The sequence below is a fragment of the Burkholderia sp. MS389 genome (assembly GCF_016899425.1).
GTDB classification, from domain to species: Bacteria; Pseudomonadota; Gammaproteobacteria; order Burkholderiales; family Burkholderiaceae; genus Burkholderia; species Burkholderia sola.
On record NZ_CP045994.1, the window covers coordinates 1,558,286 to 1,581,904 of the forward strand.

The following is a 23,619-nucleotide window of genomic DNA, read 5'->3' on the forward strand; positions in this document are numbered from 1 at the left end:
GTTCGGAATCAACGGTAAACGGCAAGACTCAGTCCGCCGCAAATGCAGACGAGAAGGCAGGCCCGGAACAGCGATGGGTGCCAGACAAGGCGATAGAGGCCCGTATAGGCGAGCAGGCGGTCGACGGCCCAGGTCGCGATCGCGCCGAGGACGAACATCAGCACCACCGTCGGCATGTAGGCATCGAGAATGGCGATTTCACGCGGCATCATGACGAGGCTCCTGGTTGGGGACGCACGGGGCGGTTGCGGTTGAGCGGCTCGAGCGGCGATTCCGGGTCGAGCAGCGCGGTCCGCACGAAATGCAGATGGCTCAGGATGCGCTGCAGCCGGTGGCGTTCTTCGCGCGACGGCTCGACCGCATCGAGCGTCTGCCGGGTCGCGTCGATCGCCGCATTGGTCGCGGCGAGCGTCGCGTCGAAACGTGCTGCGCTCGGCTTCGAGAACAGCGCCGACAGCGCGCTGCGCATCGTCTCGATCGCGCGCCGCCACGGCATCGCGCTCGCATAGCGCGGGTCGGACGGCAGCGTTGCGAGCTCCTGGCGCAGGTCGATCGTCGCGTTGCCGGCTTCGAGCACCGCGAACATCCAGCGCAGCGCGTCGCGCTGCACGTCCGGCTGGTCGGCCGACAGCGTGTGCGCCTGGTACATCAGGTCGCGCGCGCCGCTTTCGAAGCGCGTGCGCAGGCCCACGAGCCGCGCGTGACCGGCCGCGACGGCCTGGTGGCGCAGGTCCGCGAAGAGGCGCTTCTTGAGCCACGGCGCGGTCGGCGGGAACAGCACCGCGAACGCGATCGCCGACGCCAGCATCGCCAGCACCAGCGCGAGCGAGTCGTTCATGAAGCTGGTCGGATCGTAGTGCGTGATGTTGTCCGGGCCGGCGAGGAAGCTGAAGAAGATCAGGTAGCCCATCCCGTAGCCGGCGAGCTTCGGCTTCAGCGTCATGAAGATGCCGATCGCGAGCAACGGCGCGAGCGCGACGCACAACAGCGGAAAACCGTCGATGTGCGGATAGATGCCGAACGTCAGCAGGAAGCCCGTGCAGATCGCGAGTGCGGTACCCATGCCCATCTGCGCGGACATCGCTGTCGGGCGCGGCGTCGACGACGCGAGCGCGCAGGTGGCCGCCGCCGTCAGCGTCATCGTCACGCCGCTCGGCCACGCGGTCTCGATCCAGAACCAGCCGAGCACGAGGATCACGGTCGCGGTGCGGATCGCCGCGATCACCATCGCCGTCGCATTGGTGCGCGGCTCGTAGCGCTCGATCCAGCGTTCGCGCTCGTGGGTCGCGGTCGACAGCGACGCGTAGGTGGCCGCGTACTCGTGCAGGTCGGTGATGAAGCGGTAAAGCAGTTCGGCGGCCGTATCGAAGTCGAGCAGCGGAAAGTCCGGCTGCGTCTCGAGCGCGGCGCGCGTCGCGCGGATGCGGCGCGGCAGCGCGTCGCGCCACGCGAGCAGTTGCGCGGCCGCGTGGCCGGCATCGGCCGACGTGCGCACCGGTTCGCCGGCGGGCGTCAGCAGCAGCGGCGCGATCTCGCGAAAGTACGGCTCGATCGCGTCGATCGCGGCCTGCGCGCCGGCCGCATGCAGCCGGTTCATCAACTGGTGCAGCGCATGGAAGCGGCTCGACGCGCTCATGAACTCGCTGTTCAGCCGCGCGAGGCGGCCGCTGCGCATCCGCGTGTCCGGATCCTCGAACACGGCCATGCTGCGCGCGGCCTCGAACCCGACCACGTCGGCGACGAAGCGCGTATGGATGGTTTCGATATGCGCGCGGTCGAGCTTGCCCGACAGCGCCGCCGCGACGTAGTCGACGAAGCTGCCGAAGCGCTTGCGCACCGTCGTGCGCATCTGCTCGCCGGTGGTCCGCGGAAACACGAGCGCGCTGACCACGCCGGCCGACACGATCCCGACCATGATTTCGGCCACGCGCGTCATCGCGCTCATGAATGCGCCGTCCGGGTGCTGCGACGCGGGCAGCCCGATCAGCGCGGTCGTGTAGCCGGCCAGCAGGAAGCCGTAGCTGCGGAAGTTGCGGTTGCGCGCGGCGCCGGCCGTGCACAGCGCGACCCACAGCGCGACCGCCAGCAGGAACAGTTGCGGCTGCTGCGGGAACAGCCCGACGAAGGTGAGCGTCGCGATCAGCCCGAAGATCGTGCCGGCGACCCGGTAGAAGCTTTTCGCGAGCACCGCGCCGCTTTGCGGCTGCATCACGATGAACACGGTCGTCATCGCCGTTTTCGGCGCGGGCAGGTCGAGCCGCATCGACACGCCGGTCGCGATGAACGCGGCGAGCAGCGCCTTGAACAGGTAGAGCCACGCGGCGCCGTCGGTGCGGGCCCAGTCGCCGAACGCGTCGGTCCAGGCCGCGAACGGGCCGTCGACGCGCGGGGAAGCGGGGGAGGAAGCTGACATGGCGGCGCTCCGCGTTACCGTGCGGCCGGCGCGGCGCCGCCGGCGGTTGCGACCTGCGCGGGCCGGGCGGCGGCTGCCGCGGGCTTCGCGGCCGATGCGGCGGCTGGCGCGGCTACACCGACGGTGGCCTCATCCTTCGGCGGTTGGCCGCCCCGGACATCCGTCCCCGTCTCGACCCCGCCGCCGAGCGCGGCCATCAGCTGCGCGTGTGCGGCGAGGCGTTCCGCGTCGATGCGGGCGGCCGTCTCCTGCGCACGCAGCAGTTGCTGTTGCGCGACCAGCACGTTCACGTAATCGGTCAGCCCGCGGCGGAAGCCTTCGCGGGACAGTTGATAGCTGCGATTGTTGGCCGCCACCGACCGCGCGGCGTCCTTCTTCTGCGTATCGAGCGAGCGGATCCGCACGACCTGGTCGGCGATGTCCTTGAGCGCGCCGACGATCGTCTGGTTGTAGCGCTCGACCGCCTGATCGTAGCCGGCATTCGCGGCGCCGAGCTGTGCGCGCAGCCGGCCGCCTTCGAAGATCGGCAGCGACAGCGCGGGACCGGCCGTCCAGCCGCCGTTCATCGCGCGCAGGAAGTCGGTGAACGGCGCGGTCACGCCGAAGCCGCCGACCGTCGCGAGCAGGTCGATGTTCGGGTAGAACGACGCCTTCGCGACGTCGATGCCGCGCGCCTGCGCGTCGACCGTCCAGCGCGCCGCGACGACGTCCGGGCGGCGGCCGAGCAGGTCGGCCGGCATGGCCGACGGCAGGCCGGCCGGCGCCTCGAGCGCCAGCTGCGGCCGCTTGATCGCGTCGCCGGCGCCGGGACCCTTGCCGGCCAGTGCGGCGAGCTGGTGGCGCGCGAGCTGGATCGCTTCCTCATAGCTGTCGATCTGGCGCTCGTAGTCGGGCAGCGTCGATTCCGCCTGGCTTACGTCGAGCTGCGTGCCGAGGCCGGCCTGCAGCCGCTTGCGCGCGAGATCGGCGAGCGAGCGCTGGCGTTCGTACGTTTCGTGCGCGAGGTCGAGCAGCGCGTAATTCATCGACATGCCGACATACGCGCGCACGACGTTGACTTCGAGTTCGAGCTTTGCCGCCCGCGCGTCGGCGGCGGTCGCATGCGCGGTGTCGAGCGCACGCTCGGTTGCGTTCTTGTCCTTGCCCCACAGATCGAGGTGATACGACAGGCCGAGCGTGCCGGTGTTGTTCCAGGTGTCGGTATCGGCGAGCGGCCCCGGGCCGTAGTACACGTTGTCCGGCCAGTGCTGACGCATCAGCGACAGGTTGCCGTTGATCTGCGGCAGCTCGGCCGAACGGGCGACGCGCGCCATCGCCTGCGCTTCCCGCACGCGGGCCTCGGCCGCCGCGAGGGTCGGGTTGCCGGCCTGGGCGGCGGCGATCCACGCATCGAGCTGCGGATCGCGGTACGCGCGCCACCAGTCGGCGGCGGGCCAGCCCGCGTCTCGGTCGGCCGCGCGGATGGCCGCGCCGGCGTCGAGCGCGTTCGCTTCGATGCGAGTGGACTGGGTTTTGTTGTCGCCCATGCTCGCGCAACCGGCCATTATTAATGAGACTGCAAGAACCGCCAGTGCGAGCGTCCCTTTTGTCGCCGGAGACTGCACGATTTTCTCCCTTTCGGATATAGATGAGTCGGAGGCGATTATATTTTTCAGCGATTCCTGAATAAACGGACAACGGTGCAAGTCATTTTTACGAATCCTGAGATAATATTTGTTGGACCCTGTGCAACAATCCTTGCGGATTCACACGGGTAATCGGATGGATACGTTACAAAACATGCGGGTATTCGTCCGCGTGGTGGACGCGGGAAGCTTTACCGCCGCCGCCCAGCAGATGAATTCGACCACCGCCTACGCATCGCGCGCGGTCTCGGATCTCGAGGCCCACCTGCGCACGCGCCTCCTGAACCGCACGACGCGCCGGATCGCGCTGACCGAAGCCGGCGAGCGCTATCTGCAACGCTGCGAACAGATCCTGGCCTATGTCGACCAGGCCGAAGCCGAGGCCGGCGACGCGCATGCGCGCCCGTCCGGCAAGCTGAAGGTCCATTGCTTCACGAGCCTCGGCCAGCACTACCTGGTGCCGGCCATCGCGCGCTACCGCGAGCGCTATCCGGACGTGCACGTCGAGCTGACGCTTGCGCAGCGGATGCCGGACCTGCTCGACGAGGGCTACGACGTCGCGATCGTCGTCGGCCGCGATCTGCCGGATTCGGGGCTCGTGTCGCAACGGCTCGGCGAGAGCTACAGCGTCGTGTGCGCGTCGCCCGGCTATATCGAGTCGCACGGCTTGCCGCAGCGGCCGGCCGATCTCGCGCAGCACGTGTGCCTCGGGATGGTCGCGCCGGGCTTTCACTTCGACGAATGGGCGCTGGCGGGGCCGAACGGCGACGAAGTCGTGCCGATCACGGCGCCGCCGTTCCGCGTGAACGTCGCCGAGGCGCTCGCGGTGGCCGTGCGGGAGGGGATGGGCATCGGCGGCCTGCCGCTCTATTCGGCGATCGGCTGGCTGCGCGGCGGGCACATCGTGCGCGTGATGCCCGAGTACCGCTCGCACGTGATGAACATCTACGCGCTGTATCCGTCGCGTCAGTACCTCGACGCGAAAATCCGGACCTGGGTCGATTTCCTGCGCGAAGAGGTGCCGCTCACGCTCCAAGCCGACGAAGCCGCGCTCGAACAGTTCACGCGTGCGACATGATCGCGCGGTCGACCGCGATCTGACGAGATTTGTCCTTCACGCAACATTTTTTTACGAACGTGTGTCAGACAGTTTGATACTGTTGGAATTAACGAGATACACCACACCGGAGTAGCGATGGATACGCACCTGATGATCGGCCTTGGCGTCCTGCTGGGCGCGGCTGCCGCCGCGGCGGCGACCCGCGACCTGCTGCGTGCGATGAAGGCGAAGGCGCAGCTCAAGCCCGTGCCGGTCCGCGTGCGCGAGCCGCGCCGCCCCGGCCGCTGATCCCGCGGGCGTCACGCTTCAGGTCGGGAAGGCCGTGCGACGCGGCCGCCCGGGCCGGCGCTCAGCCGAGCTCGACGACCTTGTCCCACGCGAACGCGGGGTTTTCCCATTCGCCGGTGCGCCGGTGAAAGTAGCCGCGCGGATTGCACACCACGCGCGTGCCGCCGTCCGCAACGTAGTCGAATGACGTATGCGTGTGACCGTGCAGCCACAGATCCACCGGCGGCCGCACCAGTTCCGCCATGTCCGTGACGAACCCCGCGGAAGCCAGATCTTTCGCATAGCGTTCCGCCAGCGAGCGCCGGTGCGGCGCATGATGGGTGACGACGATCGTCCTGCCCGCGAACGGCGCGGCCAGCTGCGCTTCCAGCCATGCGCGGCCTCGCCGGTGCAGCGCGATCGCGTCGGCCGGCGCGAAATCCCGTTCCGGCGCCGCGGCTGTCGTATGCACCGCCGCGTCGTGCGGCCAGGTCACCTGGATCAATCCCTTGAAATCGAGCATCACGCGCAGCCCGGCGTCGGTCGCGCGCGCGACGCTGGCTTCGTCCCGGCCGAACAGCGAAAAATCGGCCCACAGCGTCGTGCCCAGCACGCGGAAGCGTTGCGCGGGATCGACGTAGACGCCGTTGTTCAGGTAATGCACGTTGTCGAGCGCATGCGCCGCGTCGCGCATTGACGATTCCAGCGCGCCGAATTCCCCGTCGTAATACTCGTGGTTGCCGGGCACGTAGATCACCGGCACCGCCGGGTCGAACGTCTCGGCGGCCCAGCGCAGACCTTCCGCGTGATTGTGGATGTCGCCGGCCAGCACGACGAGATCCGCGTCGGCATGCGGGATCGCGTCGGGCAGGTTGTTTTCGAGATGCAGGTCGGACAGGACGCGGACTTTCACGGGCGTGGCTCCTGAGTGGGCGGCTTCAGCGCAGGACCTTGCCGGGATTCATCAGGCCGCGCGGGTCGAGCGCGGTCTTCAGCGTGCGCATCAGCGTCGTTTCGACCGGCGACTTGTAGCGCTGCGCGTCGTCGATCTTCAACTGGCCGATGCCGTGCTCCGCGCTGATGGTGCCGTGGTGACGGTGCACGTTGTCGTAGACGATCCGGTTGATCGGCGCCTGGAACGCTGCGAGGAACGCCTTCGGATCGCCGCCTTCGGGCATCTGCACGTTGTAGTGCAGGTTGCCGTCGCCGAGGTGGCCGAACGTGACCATGCGCGCGCCCGGCGCGGCCTGCTGGATCGCCGCGTCGGTCTCGTCGATGAAACGGGCGATCGACGAGATCGGCACCGCGATGTCGTGCTTGATGTTGAGCCCTTCGTCCGCCTGCGCGAGCGGGATGTGCTCGCGCAAGTCCCAGAACGCACGCGACTGCGCGAGGTTCTCCGCGACCACCGCGTCGACCACGAGCCCGGCCTCGAACGCTTCTTCCATCAGCTTTTCGAACAGCGCGCGCGCATGCGCTTCGCTTTCGTTGTCGGACAGCTCCAGCAGCACCGTTTGCGCATGCGTCTGCGCGAACGGGTAGCGCAGTTGCGGATAGTGCTTGCCGACCAGCTGCATGCAGAAATCCGACATCAGCTCGAAGCCGGTCAACAGCGGCCCGGCCGCGCGCTGCGCGAGTGCGAGGAAATCGAGCGCCGCGTGCGGCGATTCGAGCGCGGCCAGCGCGGTGACCTGCGCGGCCGGCAGCGGATGCAGCTTCATCACGGCCGCGGTGATGATCCCGAGCGTGCCTTCGGCGCCGATGAACAGGTCGCGCAGGTCGTAGCCGGTGTTGTCCTTGCGCAGGCCGCGCAGCCCGTCCCAGATCTCGCCCTGCGGCGTCACGACCTCGAGCCCAAGGCACAGCTCGCGCGCGTTGCCGTAGCGCAGCACTGCGGTGCCGCCCGCATTGGTCGACAGGTTGCCGCCGATCGTGCAGCTGCCTTCCGCCGCGAGGCTCAGCGCGAACAGCCGGCCGCCTTCGCGGGCGCGCGCCTGCACGTCGGCGAGGATCACGCCGGCTTCGACGGTAATCGTATTGTTGTGCGGATCGAGCGCGCGCACGCGGTTCAGGCGCGCGACGCTCAGCACGGCCTGGCTGCCGCTCGCGTCGGGCGTCGCGCCGCCGGCGAGCCCCGTGTTGCCGCCCTGCGGCACGAGCGCGACGCCGTGCGCGTTGGCGAGCTTCACGAGCGCGGCGACTTCGGCCGTGTTCGCGGGCCTCAGCACCGCGCACGCGGCGCCCTTGTAGCGGCGGCGCCAGTCGGTCAGGAACGGTTCGGTATCGTGCGGATCGGTCAGCACGTGGTCGGCGCCGATCGCGTCGCGGCACGCGGAAACGAAAGCTTCGGAGGACATCATCACCTTGTCGCGTAAGGGTCAGGACGCGGCGCGCGGTTTTTTCGCCGCGCGCTTGAACGGCGCGACGTAGGCCAGCGCCGCCACGAAGAAGCCGACGGCAAGCAGGGTCTCGCACCAGCCGAGCGTCGCGGACAGCCCGCGATCGGACATGCCGCGCACGATGCCTTCGGCCAGATAGACGAGGATCAGCATGCTCGCCCACTGCATCGTATAGATGTTACGCCGCCAGACGCCGGGCAGCGCGAGCGCGAGCGGCACGGCCTTGAGCATCAGCGCGGAGCCGCCGGGGCGCAGCGGCGCGAGCCACAGCTCCCATGCGAGCGACAGCGCGATCAGCGCGACGAGACACGCGGCGGCGGCCAGCGCGTAGCGCGGCCGGGCCGCGACGGCGGGGCGGGCGGGGGCGGTCATGCGGCTTCGGCGGCCTGCGCGGCGGAAAGGGCCGCGGCGGCGCGCGCGAGCCGTACGCCGAGCGCGGCGGCAAGCGCCTTCTCGTCCGCCGACAGCCCCCCGGGCGCCGCGCGGTCGTGCTGCGCGACGTGCGACGCGCCGTACGGCGTGCCGCCGGTACGTGTCGTGCTGAGGGCGGATTCGGTGTACGGGATCCCGACGATCATCATCCCGTGATGCAGCAGCGGCAGCATCATCGACAGCAGCGTCGACTCCTGGCCGCCGTGCAGGCTGCCCGTCGACGTGAACACGCTCGCGGGCTTGCCGGTCAGTGCGCCCGATAGCCATTGCGGCGTCGTGCCGTCGAGGAAATACTTGAGCGACGCGGCCATGTTGCCGAAGCGGGTGGGTGAGCCGAGCGCGAGGCCCGCGCATTCCTCGAGGTCGCGCAGCTCCGCGTACGGCGGGCCGTCGGCCGGGATGTCGGGGGCGGTGGCTTCGCAGACGGCCGACACGGGCGGCACGGTGCGGATGCGGGCCTGCATGCCCGGCACGCTGTCGATGCCGTTCGCGATCGCGAGCGCGAGATCGCGCGTGGCGCCGTGACGGCTGTAATAGAGGACGAGAATGTCTTTCATGGGCGACGGAGCCGCGTGCGGCCGCGCGCGTGCCCGGTGCAGTCGGCCCCTGCTGGGATCGAGCGGCTATTATAGGGGCTGAAGCCGTCGCGCAGCGCGGCGGCGGCGCGCCGTGACGCGCGCAGTTTCGAGAAGGAGAAGCCGTTTGCCGAAGTTGAGCGTCGATCTCGACACCATCAAGCGCCTCGCGCAGTTCGCGGCCCGGCGCAGCGCCGAGGATCGCATCCCGCAGGTGGCGGGGAGCCTGACCTTCACGACGATGCTGGCGCTCGTGCCGCTGCTGACGGTCGCGTTCGCGCTGTTCACAGCGTTCCCGATGTTCGCGTCGTTCCAGATCTCGCTGCAGGGGTTCCTCGCGGATCACCTGATGCCCGCGCAGTTCAACATCCAGATCTTCAAGTACCTGAACCAGTTCGCGTCGAAGGCCAAGGGGCTGACGACGGCCGGGCTGATCGTGCTCGTCGTCACGTCGGTGATGACCATGATGACGATCGAATCGGCGTTCAACCTGATCTGGCGCGTGCGCAAGCCGCGGCCGTTCGCGCAGCGCGTGCTCGCGTACTGGGCGCTGATCACGCTCGGGCCGTTGCTGTTCGGCGTGAGCCTGTCGATTTCGTCGTACCTGTTCACGCAATCGCTCGCGTTCACCGGCGCGGGGGCGTCGACGTCGATCGTCGAGTGGCTGCTTGCACTTGCGTCGCTGCCGTTGACGGTGCTCGCGTTCACGCTGCTGTACGTGTACCTGCCGAACTGCGCGGTCGCCTGGCGCGACGCGGTGATTGGCGGGCTGTTTGCGGCCATCGCGTTCGAACTCGCGAAGCGCGGCTTCGGCTACTACGTCCGGCGCATTCCGACCTATACGGCCGTCTATGGCGCGTTCGCGGCGCTGCCGGTGTTCCTGCTGTGGGTGTATCTGAGCTGGTTCATCGCGCTGCTCGGCGCGATGGTCGCGTCGGCGCTGCCGGCGATTCGCGTCGGCCAGTTTCACCGGATCCACTATCCGGGCAGCGACCTGCTCGACGCGCTCGAACTGCTCGCGCGGCTGGCCGAAGCGCGCGCGGCCGGCAAGCGCGGCTACACGGCGCTGCGGCTCGCGACGATGCTGCGCTGCGACATGGAAACCGCGCAGCGGCTGCTGACGACGATGGAGGAGCGGGAATGGGTCGCGCGGCTCGACGGCGGCGAAGAGGCCACGCCGCGCTATATCCTGCTCGCGAACCCGGAGCAGCTGACGCTCGCCCAACTGTTCGACGTGCTGGTGATCGATCGTACCGAGTTGACGTACCAGCTCGAGCGGCGCCGCAGCCACGTCGAAGGCGCGGCGCTGCTCGAGGTGCTGTCGAGCGACCGGTTCGACGTGACGCTCGCGTCGTTGATCGCCGCGCACCGGCTCGCGGGCGGGCAGCCGGCCGCGAGCGCCGGGCCGGCGCCGGGCGCGGCCGACCCGCACGCGCGGCCGCCGCGGCCGGCCTGAAGGCGGGCCGGCGGCTACAGCGGGATCTTGCCGGTACAGATATCCTTGAACATCACCCAGTCGCCCATCAGGCTGTAGATCGGGTGCCGGAACGTCGCCGGACGGTTCTTCTCGAAGAAGAAGTGGCCGACCCACGCGAACCCGTAGCCGCAGACGATCGCCGCCGGCAGCCACAGCCAGTGGCCGGTCGCGACCGCCATCGCGACGCAGCCGATCACGCCGAGCGAGCCGATGAAGTGCAGCCGCCGCGACGTCAGGTTCTGGTGCTCGTTCAGGTAATACGGGTAGAAATCAGCGAAGCGGGCGAATTGCTCCGTATGCGTATGCGCCATGGCCGTCTCCTCGGGCCGCTGTTCATGAGGTCATTGTGCGGCCGGCGGGCCGCGTCCGCAAGCGGCGGCGGCCCGCCGCGCCGGCCCGTGCTTTCCTTTTGACAGGCTTTCCGATAGGATCGAAAGAGATTTTGCATTCAAGCATGAGGGGACTACGATGCGCGTCAGCGATATTCTGAAAGTGAAGGGCAACACGCTGTTTACGGTGACGCCCGATAAGCCGCTGCGCGAAGCGGTCGATACGATGGCCGAGCACGACATCGGTTCGCTCGTCGTGATGGAGTACGGCGATCTCGTCGGGATGCTGACGTTTCGCGAGATCATCCTGCGCCTGCACGTGAACGGCGGCGCGATCGGCGACGTGCAGGTGCGCAAGGTGATGGACGAGCCGCTCACGTGCACGCCGGAAACGGACGTCAACGAAGTGCGCCGGATGATGCTCGAGCGTCACGCACGCTACATGCCCGTGCTCGACAAGAAGGTGCTGATGGGCGTCATTTCGTTCTACGACGTCGCGAAGACGGTCGTCGAGGCGCAGAGCTTCGAGAACCGGATGCTGAAGGCGTACATTCGCGACTGGCCGGAATCGGAAGCCGAAGCGCACAAGCCGTGAATCGCGCCGCGCCCGGCACGTCGATGCATGGGCGCCGCCATCCGGCACGCGGCGGCGCAGGCATGTCCTGCGCCGCCGTTTTTTCAACGACAACACGAGGCCCGCGCAGCATCGCCCAGACGATGCGCGCGTATTCCGCATGAGCGATCACACGCAAGCCACATCGGGGCGGCGCGACGAACGTCGCGCCCACGCATCGCAGTTCGACCTGCTGCGCGAGCGCCGCTTCGCGCCGTTTTTCACGACCCAGTTCCTCGGCGCGCTGAACGACAACGTCTTCAAGATCGGCTTCACGTCGCTCGTCACGTATCACACCGCGCGGTTCTCCGGCGTCGATGCGAAAACGGCCGCGTTCCTGATTTCCGCGATCTTCATCTTGCCGTTCGTGCTGTTCTCGGCCACCTCGGGCCAGATCGCCGACAAATACGACAAGGCGACCCTCACGCGCTTCGTGAAATCGTTCGAGATCGTGCTGATGCTGGTCGGCGCGGCCGGCTTCGTCACGCACAGCGCGACGCTGCTGTATCTGTGCACGTTCATGATGGGGATGCATTCGACGCTGTTCGGGCCCGTCAAGTATTCGTACCTGCCGCAGCATCTCGGCGAACATGAACTGGTCGGCGGCAACGGGCTCGTCGAGATGGGTACGTTCATCGCGATCCTGATCGGCACGATCATCGGCGGCGCGGCGGCCGGCATCGAAGGCAGCGGCGAGCGCGTGCTCGCGGTGAGCGTCGTCGTCATCGCGCTGGCCGGGCGGCTCGTCGCGCAGCGCGTGCCGTCGACGCCTGCGCCGCAGCCCGATCTCGTGATCAACTGGAACCCGGTCAGCGAGACCTGGCGCAACCTCAAGCTCGCGCGGCAGAACCGCACGGTGTTCCTGAGCCTGCTCGGCATCTCGTGGCTGTGGTTCGTCGGCGCGACGTTCCTCACGTCGTTCTTCAATTTCGCGAAGGACGTGCTGTCCGCGAGCCCCGACGTCGTCACGGTCCTGCTCGCGACGTTCTCGGTCGGCATCGGCCTCGGTTCGCTGCTGTGCGAGCGGCTGTCGCAGCGGCGCGTCGAGATCGGCCTCGTGCCGCTGGGCTCGATCGGCATCAGCGTGTTTGCGATCGAGCTGTATTTCGCAAGCCACGCGCTGCCGTCGCCCGGCCATCTGCTGTCGGTCGGCGAATTCCTCGGCGGCGCGCGCCACTGGCGCATCCTGGCCGACCTGTTCCTGCTCGCGATGTTCGGCGGCTTCTACAGCGTGCCGCTGTATGCGCTGATCCAGAGCCGCAGTGCGCCGACGCACCGCGCGCGGATCATCGCCGCGAACAACATCCTGAACGCGCTGTTCATGATCCTGTCGGCCGTGATGGCGATGGGGTTGACCAAGGCCGGCATCGACATCCCGGGGCTGTTCCTCGTCACCGCGCTGTTGAACGTCGTGGTCGCGACGTATATCTACCTGCTCGTGCCCGAGTTCCTGCTGCGCTTCGTCGCGTGGGTGCTCGTGCATACGTTCTACCGGATCCGCCTCGTGCACGCGGAGCGAATCCCGGCGGAAGGGGCGGCGGTGCTCGTGTGCAACCACGTCAGCTACGTCGATGCGCTCGTGCTGGCCGCCGCGAGCCCGCGTCCGATCCGTTTCGTGATGGATCACCGGATCTTCAAGACGCGTTTCGCGAGCTGGGTATTCCGGCATGCGAAGGCGATTCCGATCGCGCCGCGCCACGAGGATCCCGCGATGCTCGCGCGGGCGTACGACCTCTGCGAGGCCGCGCTGAAGGACGGCGAACTCGTGTGCATCTTCCCCGAGGGCAAGCTGACGAAGACCGGCGACATCAACACGTTCCATCACGGCATCACCGAGATCCTGAACCGCACGCCGGCGCCGGTGATCCCGATGGCGCTGCGCGGGCTGTGGGGCAGCTATTTTTCGCGGCATACCGATGCGCGGATGCCGCGCCCCATCAAGCGCGGCGTGATGAGCCGGCTGACGCTGGCGGTCGGCGAGCCGATTCCGGCGTCGGTGGCGACGCCCGAGGCGCTGCAGGTCGCGGTGACCGAGCTGCGCGGCGCGCGGAAGTAGGCGGGCGGGCGTCGGGTCCGGCGCGGGACGGTCGATCCGCGCACCGGGCCGGGATGGCGGCCCGGTTCGGCGGGTCCCGAGCGCAACGCCGAGGGCCTGCGATTGCCACACCTGCCTCGCATCCGCCCTTATCCGCGGCCGGCCCGTGTGGTCTGAACGGTTCACCCGGCCCGCGGGCCCGGGACGGCTGGCATAATAGCGGTTTACCTCTTTCTCGACCGGCAAACGATCGACCTGCCTGCGGCGCCGGCAGCGCATCGGTTTGACCATTTCTCTTTGGGCGGTTCCATCATGTCCGGCAATACCCTCGGCACGCTTTTCACTGTCACGACCTTCGGCGAATCGCACGGTCCCGCGATCGGCTGCGTGATCGACGGCTGCCCGCCGGGGATGGGGCTGACCGAAGCCGACATCCAGGTCGAGCTCGATCGCCGCAAGCCCGGCACGTCGCGGCACGTGACGCAACGACAGGAGGCCGACGAGGTCGAGATCCTGTCGGGCGTGTTCGAAGGCGTGACGACCGGCACGCCGATCGCGCTGCTGATCCGCAATACCGACCAGCGCAGCAAGGACTACGGCAACATCGTCGAGACGTTCCGTCCCGGTCACGCCGACTACACCTATTGGCAGAAATACGGCATCCGCGACTACCGCGGCGGCGGCCGCTCGTCCGCACGCCTGACCGCGCCGATCGTCGGCGCGGGCGCGGTCGCGAAGAAGTGGCTGCGCGAGCGCTTCGGGGTCGAGGTGCGCGGCTACATGAGCGGCCTCGGCGACATCGACGTGCCGTTCGTCGACTGGTCGTACGTGCACGAGAACCCGTTCTTCTCGCCGAACGCGGCGGTCGTGCCGGAGCTCGAGGCGTACATGGATGCGTTGCGCAAGGACGGCGATTCGATCGGCGCGCGCATCGACGTCGTCGCGTCCGGCGTGCCGGTCGGCTGGGGCGAGCCGGTATTCGACCGTCTCGATGCCGATATCGCGAAGGCGATGATGAGCATCAACGCGGTGAAGGGCGTCGAGATCGGCGCGGGCTTCGACAGCGTCGCGCAGCGCGGCTCGGTGCACGGCGACGAACTGACGCCGGCCGGCTTCGTCGGCAACCACGCGGGCGGCGTGCTCGGCGGGATTTCGACGGGGCAGGACATCACCGTGTCGATCGCGATCAAGCCGACGTCGAGCATCCGCACGCCGCGCCGCTCGATCACGAAGTCCGGCGAAGAGGCGACGGTGGAAACCTTCGGTCGCCACGATCCGTGCGTCGGCATTCGCGCGACGCCGATCGCCGAATCGATGCTCGCGCTGGTGCTGATCGACCATGCGCTGCGCCACCGCGCACAGTGCGGCGACGTCGAGACGGCCACGCCGAAGATCGCGGGCAGCGCGACCTGATAGAAGCGGGCGCGTCGCGTCGGCCGTCGAACGATGAATGCAAGCGGGGCGCTGCGTGATGCAGCGCCCCGTTTCGTTTGCGGCGGTGGTGTGCCGTGACCAAAAAACGCGCCGCTCGCGGCGGCGCGTTCCGGCAGCTTACATGTTCGGGTAGTTCGGCCCGCCGCCGCCTTCGGGCGTGACCCACACGATGTTCTGCGTCGGGTCCTTGATGTCGCAGGTCTTGCAGTGCACGCAGTTCTGCGCGTTGATCACGAGGCGCTCGCCGCCGTCGTCGTTCTTCACGAACTCGTACACGGCCGCCGGGCAGAAGCGCGCCTCCGGCCCCGCGTACGTGCGCAGGTTCACGTTCACCGGCACGCTCGCATCTTTCAGCGTCAGGTGCGCCGGCTGGTTCTCCTCGTGGTTCGTGTTCGAGATGAACACCGACGACAGCCGGTCGAACGTCAGCTTGCCGTCCGGCTTCGGATACGCGATCGGCTCGCACTGCGACGCCGGCTTCAGCATCTCGTGGTCCGCGTGCTGGTGATGCAGCGTCCACGGCACGTTGCCGCCCATCACCTTCTGCTCGAGCCCGACCATCAGCGTGCCCAGGTACAGGCCCTTCGCCATCCATTGCTTGAAGTTGCGCGCGCGGTACAGCTCCGTGTACAGCCACGATTGCTTGAACGCATCGGGGTACGCGTTCAGCTCGTCCGACTGACGGCCGGCCTGCACCGCGTCGAATGCGGCGTCGGCCGCGAGCATGCCGGTCTTGATCGCCGCGTGGCTGCCCTTGATCCGCGATGCGTTCAGGAAGCCCGCGTCGTCGCCGATCAGCGCGCCGCCCGGGAACACCGTCTTCGGCAGCGACAGCAGGCCGCCCGCGGTGATCGCCCGCGCGCCGTACGACACGCGCTTGCCACCTTCGAGGAACGCGCGGATCGACGGGTGCGTCTTGTAGCGCTGGAATTCCTCGAACGGCGACAGGTACGGGTTCGTGTAGCCCAGGCCCACCACGAAGCCGACCACGACCTGGTTGTTGTCCATGTGATACAGGAACGAGCCGCCGTACGTGTCGGACTTCAGCGGCCAGCCGGCCGTGTGGATCACGAGACCCGGTTTGTGCTTGGCCGGATCGATTTCCCACAGTTCCTTGATGCCGATCCCGTACGCTTGCGGATCGGCGTTCGCGTCGAGCTTGAACGTCGAGATCAGCTGGCGGCCGAGGTGGCCGCGGCAGCCTTCGGCGAACAGCGTGTACTTCGCGTGCAGCTCCATGCCGAGCTGGAAGTTCTCGGTCGGCTCGCCGTCCTTGCCCACGCCCATGTTCCCGGTGGCGACGCCCTTCACGGAACCGTCGTCGTTATAGAGAATCTCTGCAGCCGGGAAGCCGGGGAAGATCTCGACGCCCAGCGCCTCGGCCTGCTGGCCGAGCCAGCGGGTCACATTGCCCAGCGAAATCACGTAGTTGCCGTGATTCTTGAAGTTGTCCGGCAGCGCCCAGTTCGGCGTCGTGACGGCGCTCTTCTCGGACAGGAACAGGAAGCGGTCTTCGCTCACCTCGACGTCGAGTGGCGCACCGCGTTCCTTCCAGTCGGGAAACAGCTCGGTGATCGCGCGCGGGTCCATCACCGCGCCCGACAGGATGTGCGCGCCGATCTCGGAACCCTTCTCGAGCACGCACACGCCGATCTCGGTGCCTTTCTCGGCGGCCAGCTGCTTGAGCCGGATCGCGGCAGACAGCCCGGCGGGGCCGCCGCCGACGATCACGACGTCGTATTCCATCGATTCGCGCGGGCCGTATTGCTCGATGAGGCTTGCGGGGGTCATTGGCGTTCCTCTAACCGTTAGAATGCTTTTATTCGGGAGCGTATTGTCTGCGAAACGAAACGCTTGCCGCAACAGCATGCGGGTAGATTAGCACGATCGTTCTATTTTTTGTGCTAGGGTAATGCCGCCCGGGCTGTGCCGTCCGGGCTGGCGCAACGATATCGAAAGGGGATGTGCAAATGGGTCGATCGATCAATCTGGAGGGCAAGGTTGCGCTGGTCACGGGCGCGTCGAGCGGCCTCGGGCAGCGTTTTGCGCAGGTGCTGTCGCAGGCCGGCGCGAAGGTCGTGCTCGCGAGCCGCCGCGTCGAGCGCCTGAAGGAGCTGCGCGCGGAGATCGAGGCGGCGGGCGGCGCCGCGCATGTCGTGTCGCTCGACGTGACTGACGTCCAGAGCATCAAGGCGGCCGTCGCGCATGCGGAGACGGAAGCCGGCACGATCGACATCCTCGTGAACAATTCGGGCGTGTCGACGATGCAGAAGCTCGTCGACGTGACGCCGGCGGATTTCGAGTTCGTGTTCGATACGAACACGCGCGGCGCATTTTTCGTCGCGCAGGAAGTCGCGAAGCGGATGATCATGCGCGCGAACGGCGGCGGCAATGGCAAGCCGCCGTGCCGGATCATCAACATCGCGTCGGTGGCCGGGCTGCGCGTGTTCCCGCAGATCGGGCTGTACGCGATGAGCAAGGCCGCGGTCGTGCAGATGACGCGTGCGATGGCACTGGAGTGGGGCCGCCACGGGATCAACGTGAATGCGATCTGCCCCGGCTATATCGATACCGAAATCAATCATTACCTGTGGGAAACCGAGCAGGGCCAGAAGCTGCAGTCGATACTGCCGCGCCGGCGCGTCGGCAAGCCGCAGGATCTCGACGGGCTGTTGTTGCTGCTCGCGGCCGACGAGTCGCAGTTCATCAATGGCTCGATCATCTCCGCGGACGACGGCTTCGGCCTTGCGTGAGCGGATGACATTTCGCAACAAAGAAGACAGCAATGAGCGCAACAAGCGATTACTCCCCCGTTTTTGAGATGTCGATGCCGATCCGTTGGGGCGACATGGACGCGTTCGGCCATGTGAACAACACGGTCTATTTCCGCTACATGGAGCAGGCGCGGATCTCGTGGTTCGAGCAGCTCGGCATTGCGGGCGGCAACGGCGAGGGGCAGGGGCCCGTCATCGTCACCGCGTCGATGGAGTTCCTCAAGCAGCTGCACTATCCGGGCGACGTGATCGCGAGGATGTCGGCCGCGAAGCCCGGCCGAAGCAGCTTCGACACCGGCTTCGAGCTCACGCGCGCGGACGATCCGCAGCATGTCTATGCACGCGGCAACGCGCGCTGCGTGTGGGTCGATTACGCGCTCGGCAAGTCGGTGCCGCTGCCGCCGCTGCTGCGCGACACGATCGAGCACGCGCTCGCGACGAAAATCGGCTGAGCGCGCATATCGGCAGGCCGTGCGCACCGGGTCGCCGGTGGCGCGCCGTGCCCGTCGTTTCCGTCAATCGGCCGCCATGTGCGGCCGATCGTCATTCGCGCGCCGCGATGCAATGCGCGTTCACTGCCCGAGCAGGCGCTGCAGCAGCTCCGGCGTATTGTTCGTCCCGTATTTGCGCATCAGTCGCGCGCGGTAGATATCGACCGTGCGGGAGCTGATGTCGAGCACGCGCCCGATCTGCTTGCTGGTCTTGCCGGTCGCGAGCTGCGCGGCGATCTCGCGTTCGCGCGGGGTCAGCTCGACCGCGACGCGGCGCGTCGCGCTCAGATCCTCAAAGGTCCAGATGCCGGCCGCGAGCGGCGCGGTGCGGTCGAGCGCGCGGCCCGTCACGTGGCACCAGAACAGTTCGCCGTCCGCGCGCTTCATGATTCTGTCGTCCGAGTAGACGCCGTTCGCGACCATCACGCGTGCGATGCGCTCGCCGATTCGCTGGAATTCGTCCGTGGACGGGTAGAGCACCGCATACGATTTTCCGGTCAGGTCTGCCCGCGCGCAGCGGAAGATCGACGCGAGCGCGTCGTTGCAGTCCTCGATCACGCGGTCGCGCGACAGCACGAGGCCGAGCGGCGCGAGGTGGAAGGCGGTCTGGTAATCGAGATCGGGCATGGCGCGGGGGCGGAGGGAAATGCTTATGTATTTTTGCGTATTGTGCCGCATCCGCGCCGCATCGTACCCTTTCAGGCATCTCGCGGCGTTCGTCGCGACATAAAAAGCGTGCCTCGACGCAGGCATCGCCGCGCATGCATAGAATGGTGCGGCGGGCTTGCGCCACGTGGCGCATGAACCGGTTTTGCTGGTTTCCATAGAGGAAGGGACAACTGATGAACAAAGTCTATCCAAGCGCGGCTGCCGCGCTGGAGGGGATCGTCCGTGACGGACAGACCTTCGCGGTGGGCGGCTTCGGCCTGTGCGGTATTCCCGAGGCGCTGATCGCGGCGTTGCGCGATTCGGCCGTCAAGGGCATCACCTGCATCAGCAACAACGCGGGCGTCGACGGTTTCGGCCTCGGCCTGCTGCTGGAAACGCGCCAGATCAAGAAGATGATCTCGTCGTACGTCGGCGAGAACAAGGAGTTCGAGCGCCAGTACCTGGCCGGCGAACTCGAGCTCGAATTCACGCCGCAGGGTACGCTCGCCGAGAAGCTGCGCGCGGGCGGTGCGGGCATCCCCGCGTTCTTCACGAATACCGGCTACGGCACCGTGATCGCGGAAGGCAAGGAAACGCGCCAGTTCGGCGATCGCCACTACGTGCTCGAGCAGTCGCTGACGGCCGACGTCGCGCTCGTCAAGGCGTGGAAGGCCGACAAGTCCGGCAACCTGATCTATCGCCGCACCGCGCGCAACTTCAACCCGATGTGCGCGATGGCCGGCAAGATCACCGTGGTCGAGGTCGAGGAGATCGTCGAGAACGGCACGCTCGATCCGGATCAGGTTCATACGCCGGGAATCTTCGTGCAGCGCATCGTGCTGAACGCGACGCCGGAAAAACGCATCGAACAACGCGTCGTACGCGCGAAAGGAGACTGACATGGCCTGGAATCGTGACCAGATGGCTGCGCGTGCGGCGAAGGAACTGCAGGACGGCTTCTACGTGAACCTCGGTATCGGCCTGCCGACGCTCGTCGCGAACCACGTGCCGGAAGGCGTCGAGGTGTGGCTGCAGTCGGAGAACGGCCTGCTCGGCATCGGCCCGTCGCCGACCGAAGACGAAGTCGATGCCGATCTGATCAACGCCGGCAAGCAGACCGTCACGACGCTGCCCGGTTCGTCGATCTTCTCGTCGGCCGATTCGTTCGCGATGATTCGCGGCGGCCACATCAACCTCGCGATCCTCGGCGCGATGCAGGTCAGCAAGCAGGGCGACCTCGCGAACTGGATGATCCCCGGCAAGATGATCAAGGGGATGGGCGGCGCGATGGACCTCGTCGCGGGGGTGGGGCGTGTCGTCGTGCTGATGGAGCATGTCGCGAAGGGCGATCAGCACAAGATCCTCGACGAATGCAACTTGCCGCTCACGGGTGTCGGCGTGGTCGACCTGATCATCACCGATCTCGGCGTGATCGAAGTGACGCCGTCCGGGTTGAAGGTGCTCGAACTCGCCGACGGCGTGAGCGTCGACGAGATCCAGACGAAGACGGGCGCACCGCTCGACGTCAGCGCCGTGGCCTGAGCACGACCCTGGTGCGTGATCCTCGACGCCCCGCGTTCCCGACGGAGCGTGGGGCGTTTTGTCACGAACGCACGTACGCGTCACGCAATCGCGCCGCCGCCGTCGATCAGTACCGTCGAACCGGTTGCATAAGGCGTGGCCGCCAGATACAGGATCGCATTCGCGACATCCTCCGGCTGGCCGACCCTGCGTGCCGGAAGCCGTTGGGCGGCGCCCGCGTACATCGCGTCGCGTGCGTCGGGCGCGAGCTTATCCCACAGCGGCGTCGCGATCAGGCCCGGCGACACGGTGTTCACGCGAACCGGCGCCAGTTCGAGCGCCAGCCCTCGGGCGAGCGCCTCGAGCGCCGCGTTGATCGCGCCTTGCAGGACCGACGACGCGCTCGGCCGCACGCTGAGGAACCCCGACACGAACGTCAGCGAGCCGCCTGGCGCGATATCGATCGCGCGGGCGATGCGGTAGGCGCCCCAGAACTTGCTGTCCATCGCTGCCTGCGCGTCGGCGAGCGGCAGCGCACGGAGCGGGCCCGTGGCCGTCTTCGCGGCTGAAATCACGACGTGGTCGAACCGGCCGACGCGCGCGCAGAACGCATCGACGTCCGCCGTATCGGTGATGTCGAGCGCTTCGGTCCGCACCTGCGCGCCCGGTATGGCATCGATGCCGAACCTGGCCGGATCGCGCGACGCGATCGTCAGATGCGCACCGCGCCGCGCGAATGCCGTCGCGGTGGCGGCGCCGATGCCGGAGCTTCCGCCGACGACGAGTACGTTCTTTCCGTGGAGCGGATCGTTCATGAAAGTCTTTCCTGGGTAGTGAATTGAGCAGAGTTGAGCGGAATCCGGTCAGATCGTTTCGGCCTCGCGCAGCGTCGACGGGCTGTGCAGCGCGAAGCGCGCGATGTCGTCCTTGCGCATGAAAACGACCCCCGGGTGTGATCGAGCGTAGTGCAGGAAGGTGTCCCACGCGCGGACCATCTGCGGCGTGCCGCTGATCCGGTCGTGCGCGCTGATCGACATCAGTCTGCGCCGCTGTCCGGCTTCCGCGTACAGCTGGTCGAAATCCAGCTTGATCTGCTCGACGAACATCGTCGGCGAGTAGTTGCGGCCTTCGATCAGCAGGATGTCGTTGTTGCGCAGCGTGTACGGGACCACCGCGAAATCGCGGCCGCCGACGGTCTCGATGAACGGTTCGTCGCGGCTGACGTCGTCGATGTGATACACGTAGCCGAGTTCCTGCAGCAGCGATAGCGTATGCGGGCCGCGCCGCAGCCAGTTGCAGTTGTAGCCGGTGGGGCGCTGGCCGGTCACCGCCTCGACCATGTCACGCGCGTCGGTCAGGAAGCGGCGCTCGTCGTCGCGGCTCATCGCGAATTGCGCGCGCCACGTCGTGCCGTGCGCGGCGGCTTCGTGGCCGCGCGATACGATTTCGCGTGCCAGTTCGGGGTGCCGGCGCGCGGCTTCCCCGATCATGTGCGACGTCACTTTCACGCCGTGCCGGTCCCACAGATCGAGCAGGCGCGGAATGCCTTCCCGGTAGCCATACGCAAACCAGGTGGCCGACGCGAGATCGACCGGCACCGACGGCGGGAACGCGACGGCCGGAAACGGGCTGTCCGCGCCCGTGGGCGGTTGGCCGCCCGCCTCGAACTGCATCGAGATCGAGATCACGAGCCGCGCGCCGTCCGGCCAGAACGGCGTGGTGCCCGGTGCGGCAGGCATCGGCGTCGGCGCGGCGGTGGCGGGCACGGACGTGCCTGCGGCCAGCGCGACGCCGGCCGCGAGCCCGGCGCCGGCCTGGGCCAGGAACGTGCGGCGCGGCAGCGGCGTCGCGGAAGTGTCGTTACCGTGAGTCATCGTCCCCTCCGTCAACCGACGAGCCCAAGCTGACGCATCAGCGTCAGGTTGTCTTCGATGTGCCAGTTTTCCGCGATCCGGCCGTGGTCGATCCGATAGATATCGGTCGCGATGAAGTCGATCGCCTGTCCGCGCCCGGCCGTTCCGTTGAACGCCCCGGTGAAATGCCCGCGGAAATGCAGGTGCACGACGACCCGGTCGCCGGCGACGATCATCTGTTCGATGTCGCAGCGCAGGTCCGGGATCGCGCCGCGCATCGTGCTGGACGCCGCGAGCGGCCCCGGTAGGCCCTGTTCGCGGCCGGGCGGCAGCGTTCGGTCGGTGAAGTCGTCGGCGAGCGCCGCGCGGGCGAGCGCGGGGTCGCCGGTATTCCAGAAGCTGCCGTAGCGGCGCGCGGCCAGCACTTGCGCGCGGGCCTGCGCGGCCGGCAAGCCCGCCGCGATGGTCAGCGTGTGCGGCTCGACGAGATCGGCGGCATGGGCCGCGACGGGCCAGAGCGCCACGACGCAAGCGGCTGCCGCGAATGCGTGCGCGACGGGGCGGGTGGCCGAACGAAGGCGGATCGACATGGTTTCGAGGGTCCTGTGAAAGCGTCAGGCGACGACGCGGAACAGGTATGGTAGGTTTCCGTTCTGCATGCAAATACGGGCAAAAGACGAATGGATTATTCGAAAAAAGGAAAGGTTTGGGTGAGGCGGGCGCCATGACGCTGATCGACGATTTCCCGGCGCTCGATACCTTCGCGCGGATCGTGTCGGCCGGCAGCCTGTCGGCGGCGGCGCGCGAGCTCGACCTGTCGCTGTCCGTCGTCAGCAAGCGACTCGCGCATCTCGAGTCGCGGCTCGGCGTGCGCCTGCTGCACCGGACGACGCGGCAGCAAACGCTCACCGACGACGGCGCGCAGTTTCACGCGCAGGTGCTACGCATCCTCGCGGAGGTCGAGCAGGCGGAAACGCTGATGCGCGATCGCCGCGGCACGGTCAGCGGCGTGCTGCGCGTGACGGCGCCCGGCGAGCTCGGCCGCCTGCGAATCGCGCCGCTCGTGGCGGCCTTTCAGCAGCGACATCCGCAATTGACCGTACAGCTGATGCTGACCGATACGGTCGTCGATCTGCTCGCGTCCGACATTGACGTCGCCGTGCGGATCGGCAATCTTGCCGATTCGACGATGATCGCGCGCGAGCTGGCGCCGAATCATCGCGTGCTGTGCGCGTCGCCGGGTTATCTCGCGGCGCACGGGTCGCCGGCCCATCCGGTCGAGCTTCGTGCGCATCGATGCATCGTGATGGGCGACCAGCCGCGTGCCGAATGGCGGTTCGACGGCGCGCAAGGCGGCGTGGCGGTCGAGGTGACGGCCGCGCTGCTGACCAACGACGGCGGCGCGGCGCGCACGCTGGCGCTCGAGGGCGCGGGCATTGCGCTGAAGTCGATCTGGGACGTCGGCGCCGATCTCGACGCCGGCCGGCTCGTACGCGTGCTGCCGGCCTTCGCGGCGTCCGCCGCGCCGCTGCATGCCGTCTATCCCGGCGGCCGTCACGTGCCGCTGCGCGTGCGGACATTCGTCGATTTCCTGCGCGAGCAGTTGCGTCATGCGTGGCACCGCCACGACTGAACCCACCCCGGGTGGCGGGCCGGGCGCGTGGCGACCCGTC

The 23,619-nt window shown here is 67.8% G+C and carries 24 protein-coding genes; 11 read left to right on the forward strand and 13 right to left on the reverse strand.

Annotated features, from left to right (window positions below):
- Nucleotides 1-8 precede the first annotated feature (8 nt).
- The 3 genes from GJG85_RS07240 to GJG85_RS07250 are packed head-to-tail and all read right to left on the reverse strand — an operon-like array spanning nt 9 to nt 4,017.
- Entirely contained in the window at nt 9-212 is a 204-nt protein-coding gene (locus GJG85_RS07240) for a DUF1656 domain-containing protein (protein ID WP_006476212.1), read from the reverse strand.
- Nucleotides 209-2,413: an FUSC family protein gene (locus GJG85_RS07245; RefSeq protein ID WP_089488374.1), complete on the reverse strand. Its 2,205-nt coding sequence runs from the start codon at nt 2,411-2,413 to the stop codon at nt 209-211. Before GJG85_RS07245 ends, GJG85_RS07240 begins: the two co-directional genes overlap by 4 nt.
- Before the next feature lie 14 nt (nt 2,414-2,427).
- The gene (locus GJG85_RS07250; RefSeq protein WP_080334427.1) at nt 2,428-4,017 is read right to left on the reverse strand and encodes an efflux transporter outer membrane subunit; all 1,590 of its coding nucleotides are present in this window, start codon (nt 4,015-4,017) and stop codon (nt 2,428-2,430) included.
- A 157-nt stretch (nt 4,018-4,174) separates the two neighbouring features.
- Here GJG85_RS07250 and GJG85_RS07255 point away from each other — a divergent pair, with 157 nt between their 5' ends.
- Together GJG85_RS07255 and GJG85_RS07260 are read left to right on the forward strand one after the other, a co-directional pair.
- The gene (locus GJG85_RS07255) at nt 4,175-5,116 is read left to right on the forward strand and encodes a LysR family transcriptional regulator (RefSeq protein ID WP_050018176.1); all 942 of its coding nucleotides are present in this window, start codon (nt 4,175-4,177) and stop codon (nt 5,114-5,116) included.
- Nucleotides 5,117-5,233: 117 nt separating this feature from the next.
- Nucleotides 5,234-5,386 carry a hypothetical protein gene (locus tag GJG85_RS07260; protein ID WP_162838134.1) on the forward strand — a complete coding sequence of 51 codons (153 nt, stop codon included), beginning with the start codon at nt 5,234-5,236 and terminating at the stop codon, nt 5,384-5,386.
- Nucleotides 5,387-5,447: 61 nt separating this feature from the next.
- On the opposite strand, the gene GJG85_RS07265 is transcribed toward GJG85_RS07260, so the two are convergent.
- The 4 genes from GJG85_RS07265 to wrbA are packed head-to-tail and all read right to left on the reverse strand — an operon-like array spanning nt 5,448 to nt 8,753.
- Nucleotides 5,448-6,278: a metallophosphoesterase gene (locus tag GJG85_RS07265; protein WP_089488376.1), complete on the reverse strand. Its 831-nt coding sequence runs from the start codon at nt 6,276-6,278 to the stop codon at nt 5,448-5,450.
- Between the two features lie 25 nt (nt 6,279-6,303).
- A complete protein-coding gene (locus GJG85_RS07270; protein ID WP_050018174.1) occupies nt 6,304-7,725 on the reverse strand; it encodes an FAD-binding oxidoreductase in 1,422 nt (473 codons plus the stop codon).
- 18 nt (nt 7,726-7,743) lie between these two features.
- Nucleotides 7,744-8,136, reverse strand: coding sequence for a DUF2069 domain-containing protein (locus GJG85_RS07275; RefSeq protein WP_050018173.1), 393 nt, complete (start codon nt 8,134-8,136; stop codon nt 7,744-7,746).
- Entirely contained in the window at nt 8,133-8,753 is a 621-nt protein-coding gene (gene wrbA, locus GJG85_RS07280) for an NAD(P)H:quinone oxidoreductase (protein WP_050018172.1), read from the reverse strand. Before wrbA ends, GJG85_RS07275 begins: the two co-directional genes overlap by 4 nt.
- A gap of 145 nt (nt 8,754-8,898) precedes the next feature.
- On the opposite strand from wrbA, the gene GJG85_RS07285 reads away from it, so the two are divergent.
- A complete protein-coding gene (locus GJG85_RS07285; RefSeq protein WP_089488378.1) occupies nt 8,899-10,227 on the forward strand; it encodes a YihY family inner membrane protein in 1,329 nt (442 codons plus the stop codon).
- 14 nt (nt 10,228-10,241) lie between these two features.
- On the opposite strand, the gene GJG85_RS07290 is transcribed toward GJG85_RS07285, so the two are convergent.
- On the reverse strand, nt 10,242-10,559 hold the full coding sequence (locus GJG85_RS07290) for an Mpo1-like protein (RefSeq protein WP_050018170.1): 318 nt from the start codon (nt 10,557-10,559) through the stop codon (nt 10,242-10,244).
- Nucleotides 10,560-10,716: 157 nt separating this feature from the next.
- Here GJG85_RS07290 and GJG85_RS07295 point away from each other — a divergent pair, with 157 nt between their 5' ends.
- The 3 genes from GJG85_RS07295 (at nt 10,717) to aroC (ending at nt 14,638) form a co-directional block, all read left to right on the forward strand.
- Nucleotides 10,717-11,172 (forward strand): CBS domain-containing protein, encoded by a 456-nt coding sequence (locus GJG85_RS07295; RefSeq protein ID WP_006488504.1) that lies wholly within the window; start codon nt 10,717-10,719, stop codon nt 11,170-11,172.
- 139 nt (nt 11,173-11,311) lie between these two features.
- The gene (locus tag GJG85_RS07300; protein WP_050018169.1) at nt 11,312-13,246 is read left to right on the forward strand and encodes an MFS transporter; all 1,935 of its coding nucleotides are present in this window, start codon (nt 11,312-11,314) and stop codon (nt 13,244-13,246) included.
- A gap of 291 nt (nt 13,247-13,537) precedes the next feature.
- The gene (gene aroC / locus GJG85_RS07305; protein WP_050018168.1) at nt 13,538-14,638 is read left to right on the forward strand and encodes a chorismate synthase; all 1,101 of its coding nucleotides are present in this window, start codon (nt 13,538-13,540) and stop codon (nt 14,636-14,638) included.
- Between the two features lie 138 nt (nt 14,639-14,776).
- Here the strand turns inward: aroC and GJG85_RS07310 are convergent, their stop codons facing one another.
- On the reverse strand, nt 14,777-16,450 hold the full coding sequence (locus tag GJG85_RS07310; protein ID WP_176015712.1) for an electron transfer flavoprotein-ubiquinone oxidoreductase: 1,674 nt from the start codon (nt 16,448-16,450) through the stop codon (nt 14,777-14,779).
- A 179-nt stretch (nt 16,451-16,629) separates the two neighbouring features.
- On the opposite strand from GJG85_RS07310, the gene GJG85_RS07315 reads away from it, so the two are divergent.
- Nucleotides 16,630-17,412, forward strand: a complete 783-nt coding sequence (locus GJG85_RS07315) for an SDR family oxidoreductase (RefSeq protein WP_050012456.1) — start codon at nt 16,630-16,632, stop codon at nt 17,410-17,412.
- A gap of 32 nt (nt 17,413-17,444) precedes the next feature.
- Nucleotides 17,445-17,885, forward strand: a complete 441-nt coding sequence (locus GJG85_RS07320) for a thioesterase family protein (protein ID WP_050012457.1) — start codon at nt 17,445-17,447, stop codon at nt 17,883-17,885.
- Between the two features lie 120 nt (nt 17,886-18,005).
- Here the strand turns inward: GJG85_RS07320 and GJG85_RS07325 are convergent, their stop codons facing one another.
- Entirely contained in the window at nt 18,006-18,551 is a 546-nt protein-coding gene (locus tag GJG85_RS07325) for a LuxR C-terminal-related transcriptional regulator (protein ID WP_050012458.1), read from the reverse strand.
- 215 nt (nt 18,552-18,766) lie between these two features.
- Between GJG85_RS07325 and GJG85_RS07330 the strand changes: the two genes are divergently transcribed.
- Complete coding sequence (locus tag GJG85_RS07330; RefSeq protein WP_050012459.1) at nt 18,767-19,471, forward strand: CoA transferase subunit A; 705 nt, start codon at nt 18,767-18,769, stop codon at nt 19,469-19,471.
- A 1-nt stretch (nt 19,472) separates the two neighbouring features.
- Nucleotides 19,473-20,114 (forward strand): CoA transferase subunit B, encoded by a 642-nt coding sequence (locus GJG85_RS07335; RefSeq protein ID WP_050012460.1) that lies wholly within the window; start codon nt 19,473-19,475, stop codon nt 20,112-20,114.
- Nucleotides 20,115-20,194: 80 nt separating this feature from the next.
- Here the strand turns inward: GJG85_RS07335 and GJG85_RS07340 are convergent, their stop codons facing one another.
- The 3 genes from GJG85_RS07340 to GJG85_RS07350 are packed head-to-tail and all read right to left on the reverse strand — an operon-like array spanning nt 20,195 to nt 22,536.
- Nucleotides 20,195-20,908 (reverse strand): SDR family oxidoreductase, encoded by a 714-nt coding sequence (locus tag GJG85_RS07340; protein WP_050012461.1) that lies wholly within the window; start codon nt 20,906-20,908, stop codon nt 20,195-20,197.
- 48 nt (nt 20,909-20,956) lie between these two features.
- Nucleotides 20,957-21,967, reverse strand: coding sequence for a polysaccharide deacetylase family protein (locus GJG85_RS07345; RefSeq protein WP_204383812.1), 1,011 nt, complete (start codon nt 21,965-21,967; stop codon nt 20,957-20,959).
- An 11-nt stretch (nt 21,968-21,978) separates the two neighbouring features.
- The gene (locus GJG85_RS07350) at nt 21,979-22,536 is read right to left on the reverse strand and encodes an ester cyclase (RefSeq protein ID WP_124593186.1); all 558 of its coding nucleotides are present in this window, start codon (nt 22,534-22,536) and stop codon (nt 21,979-21,981) included.
- Between the two features lie 134 nt (nt 22,537-22,670).
- On the opposite strand from GJG85_RS07350, the gene GJG85_RS07355 reads away from it, so the two are divergent.
- The gene (locus GJG85_RS07355) at nt 22,671-23,579 is read left to right on the forward strand and encodes a LysR family transcriptional regulator (RefSeq protein WP_050012464.1); all 909 of its coding nucleotides are present in this window, start codon (nt 22,671-22,673) and stop codon (nt 23,577-23,579) included.
- The last annotated feature ends 40 nt before the right edge of the window (nt 23,580-23,619 follow it).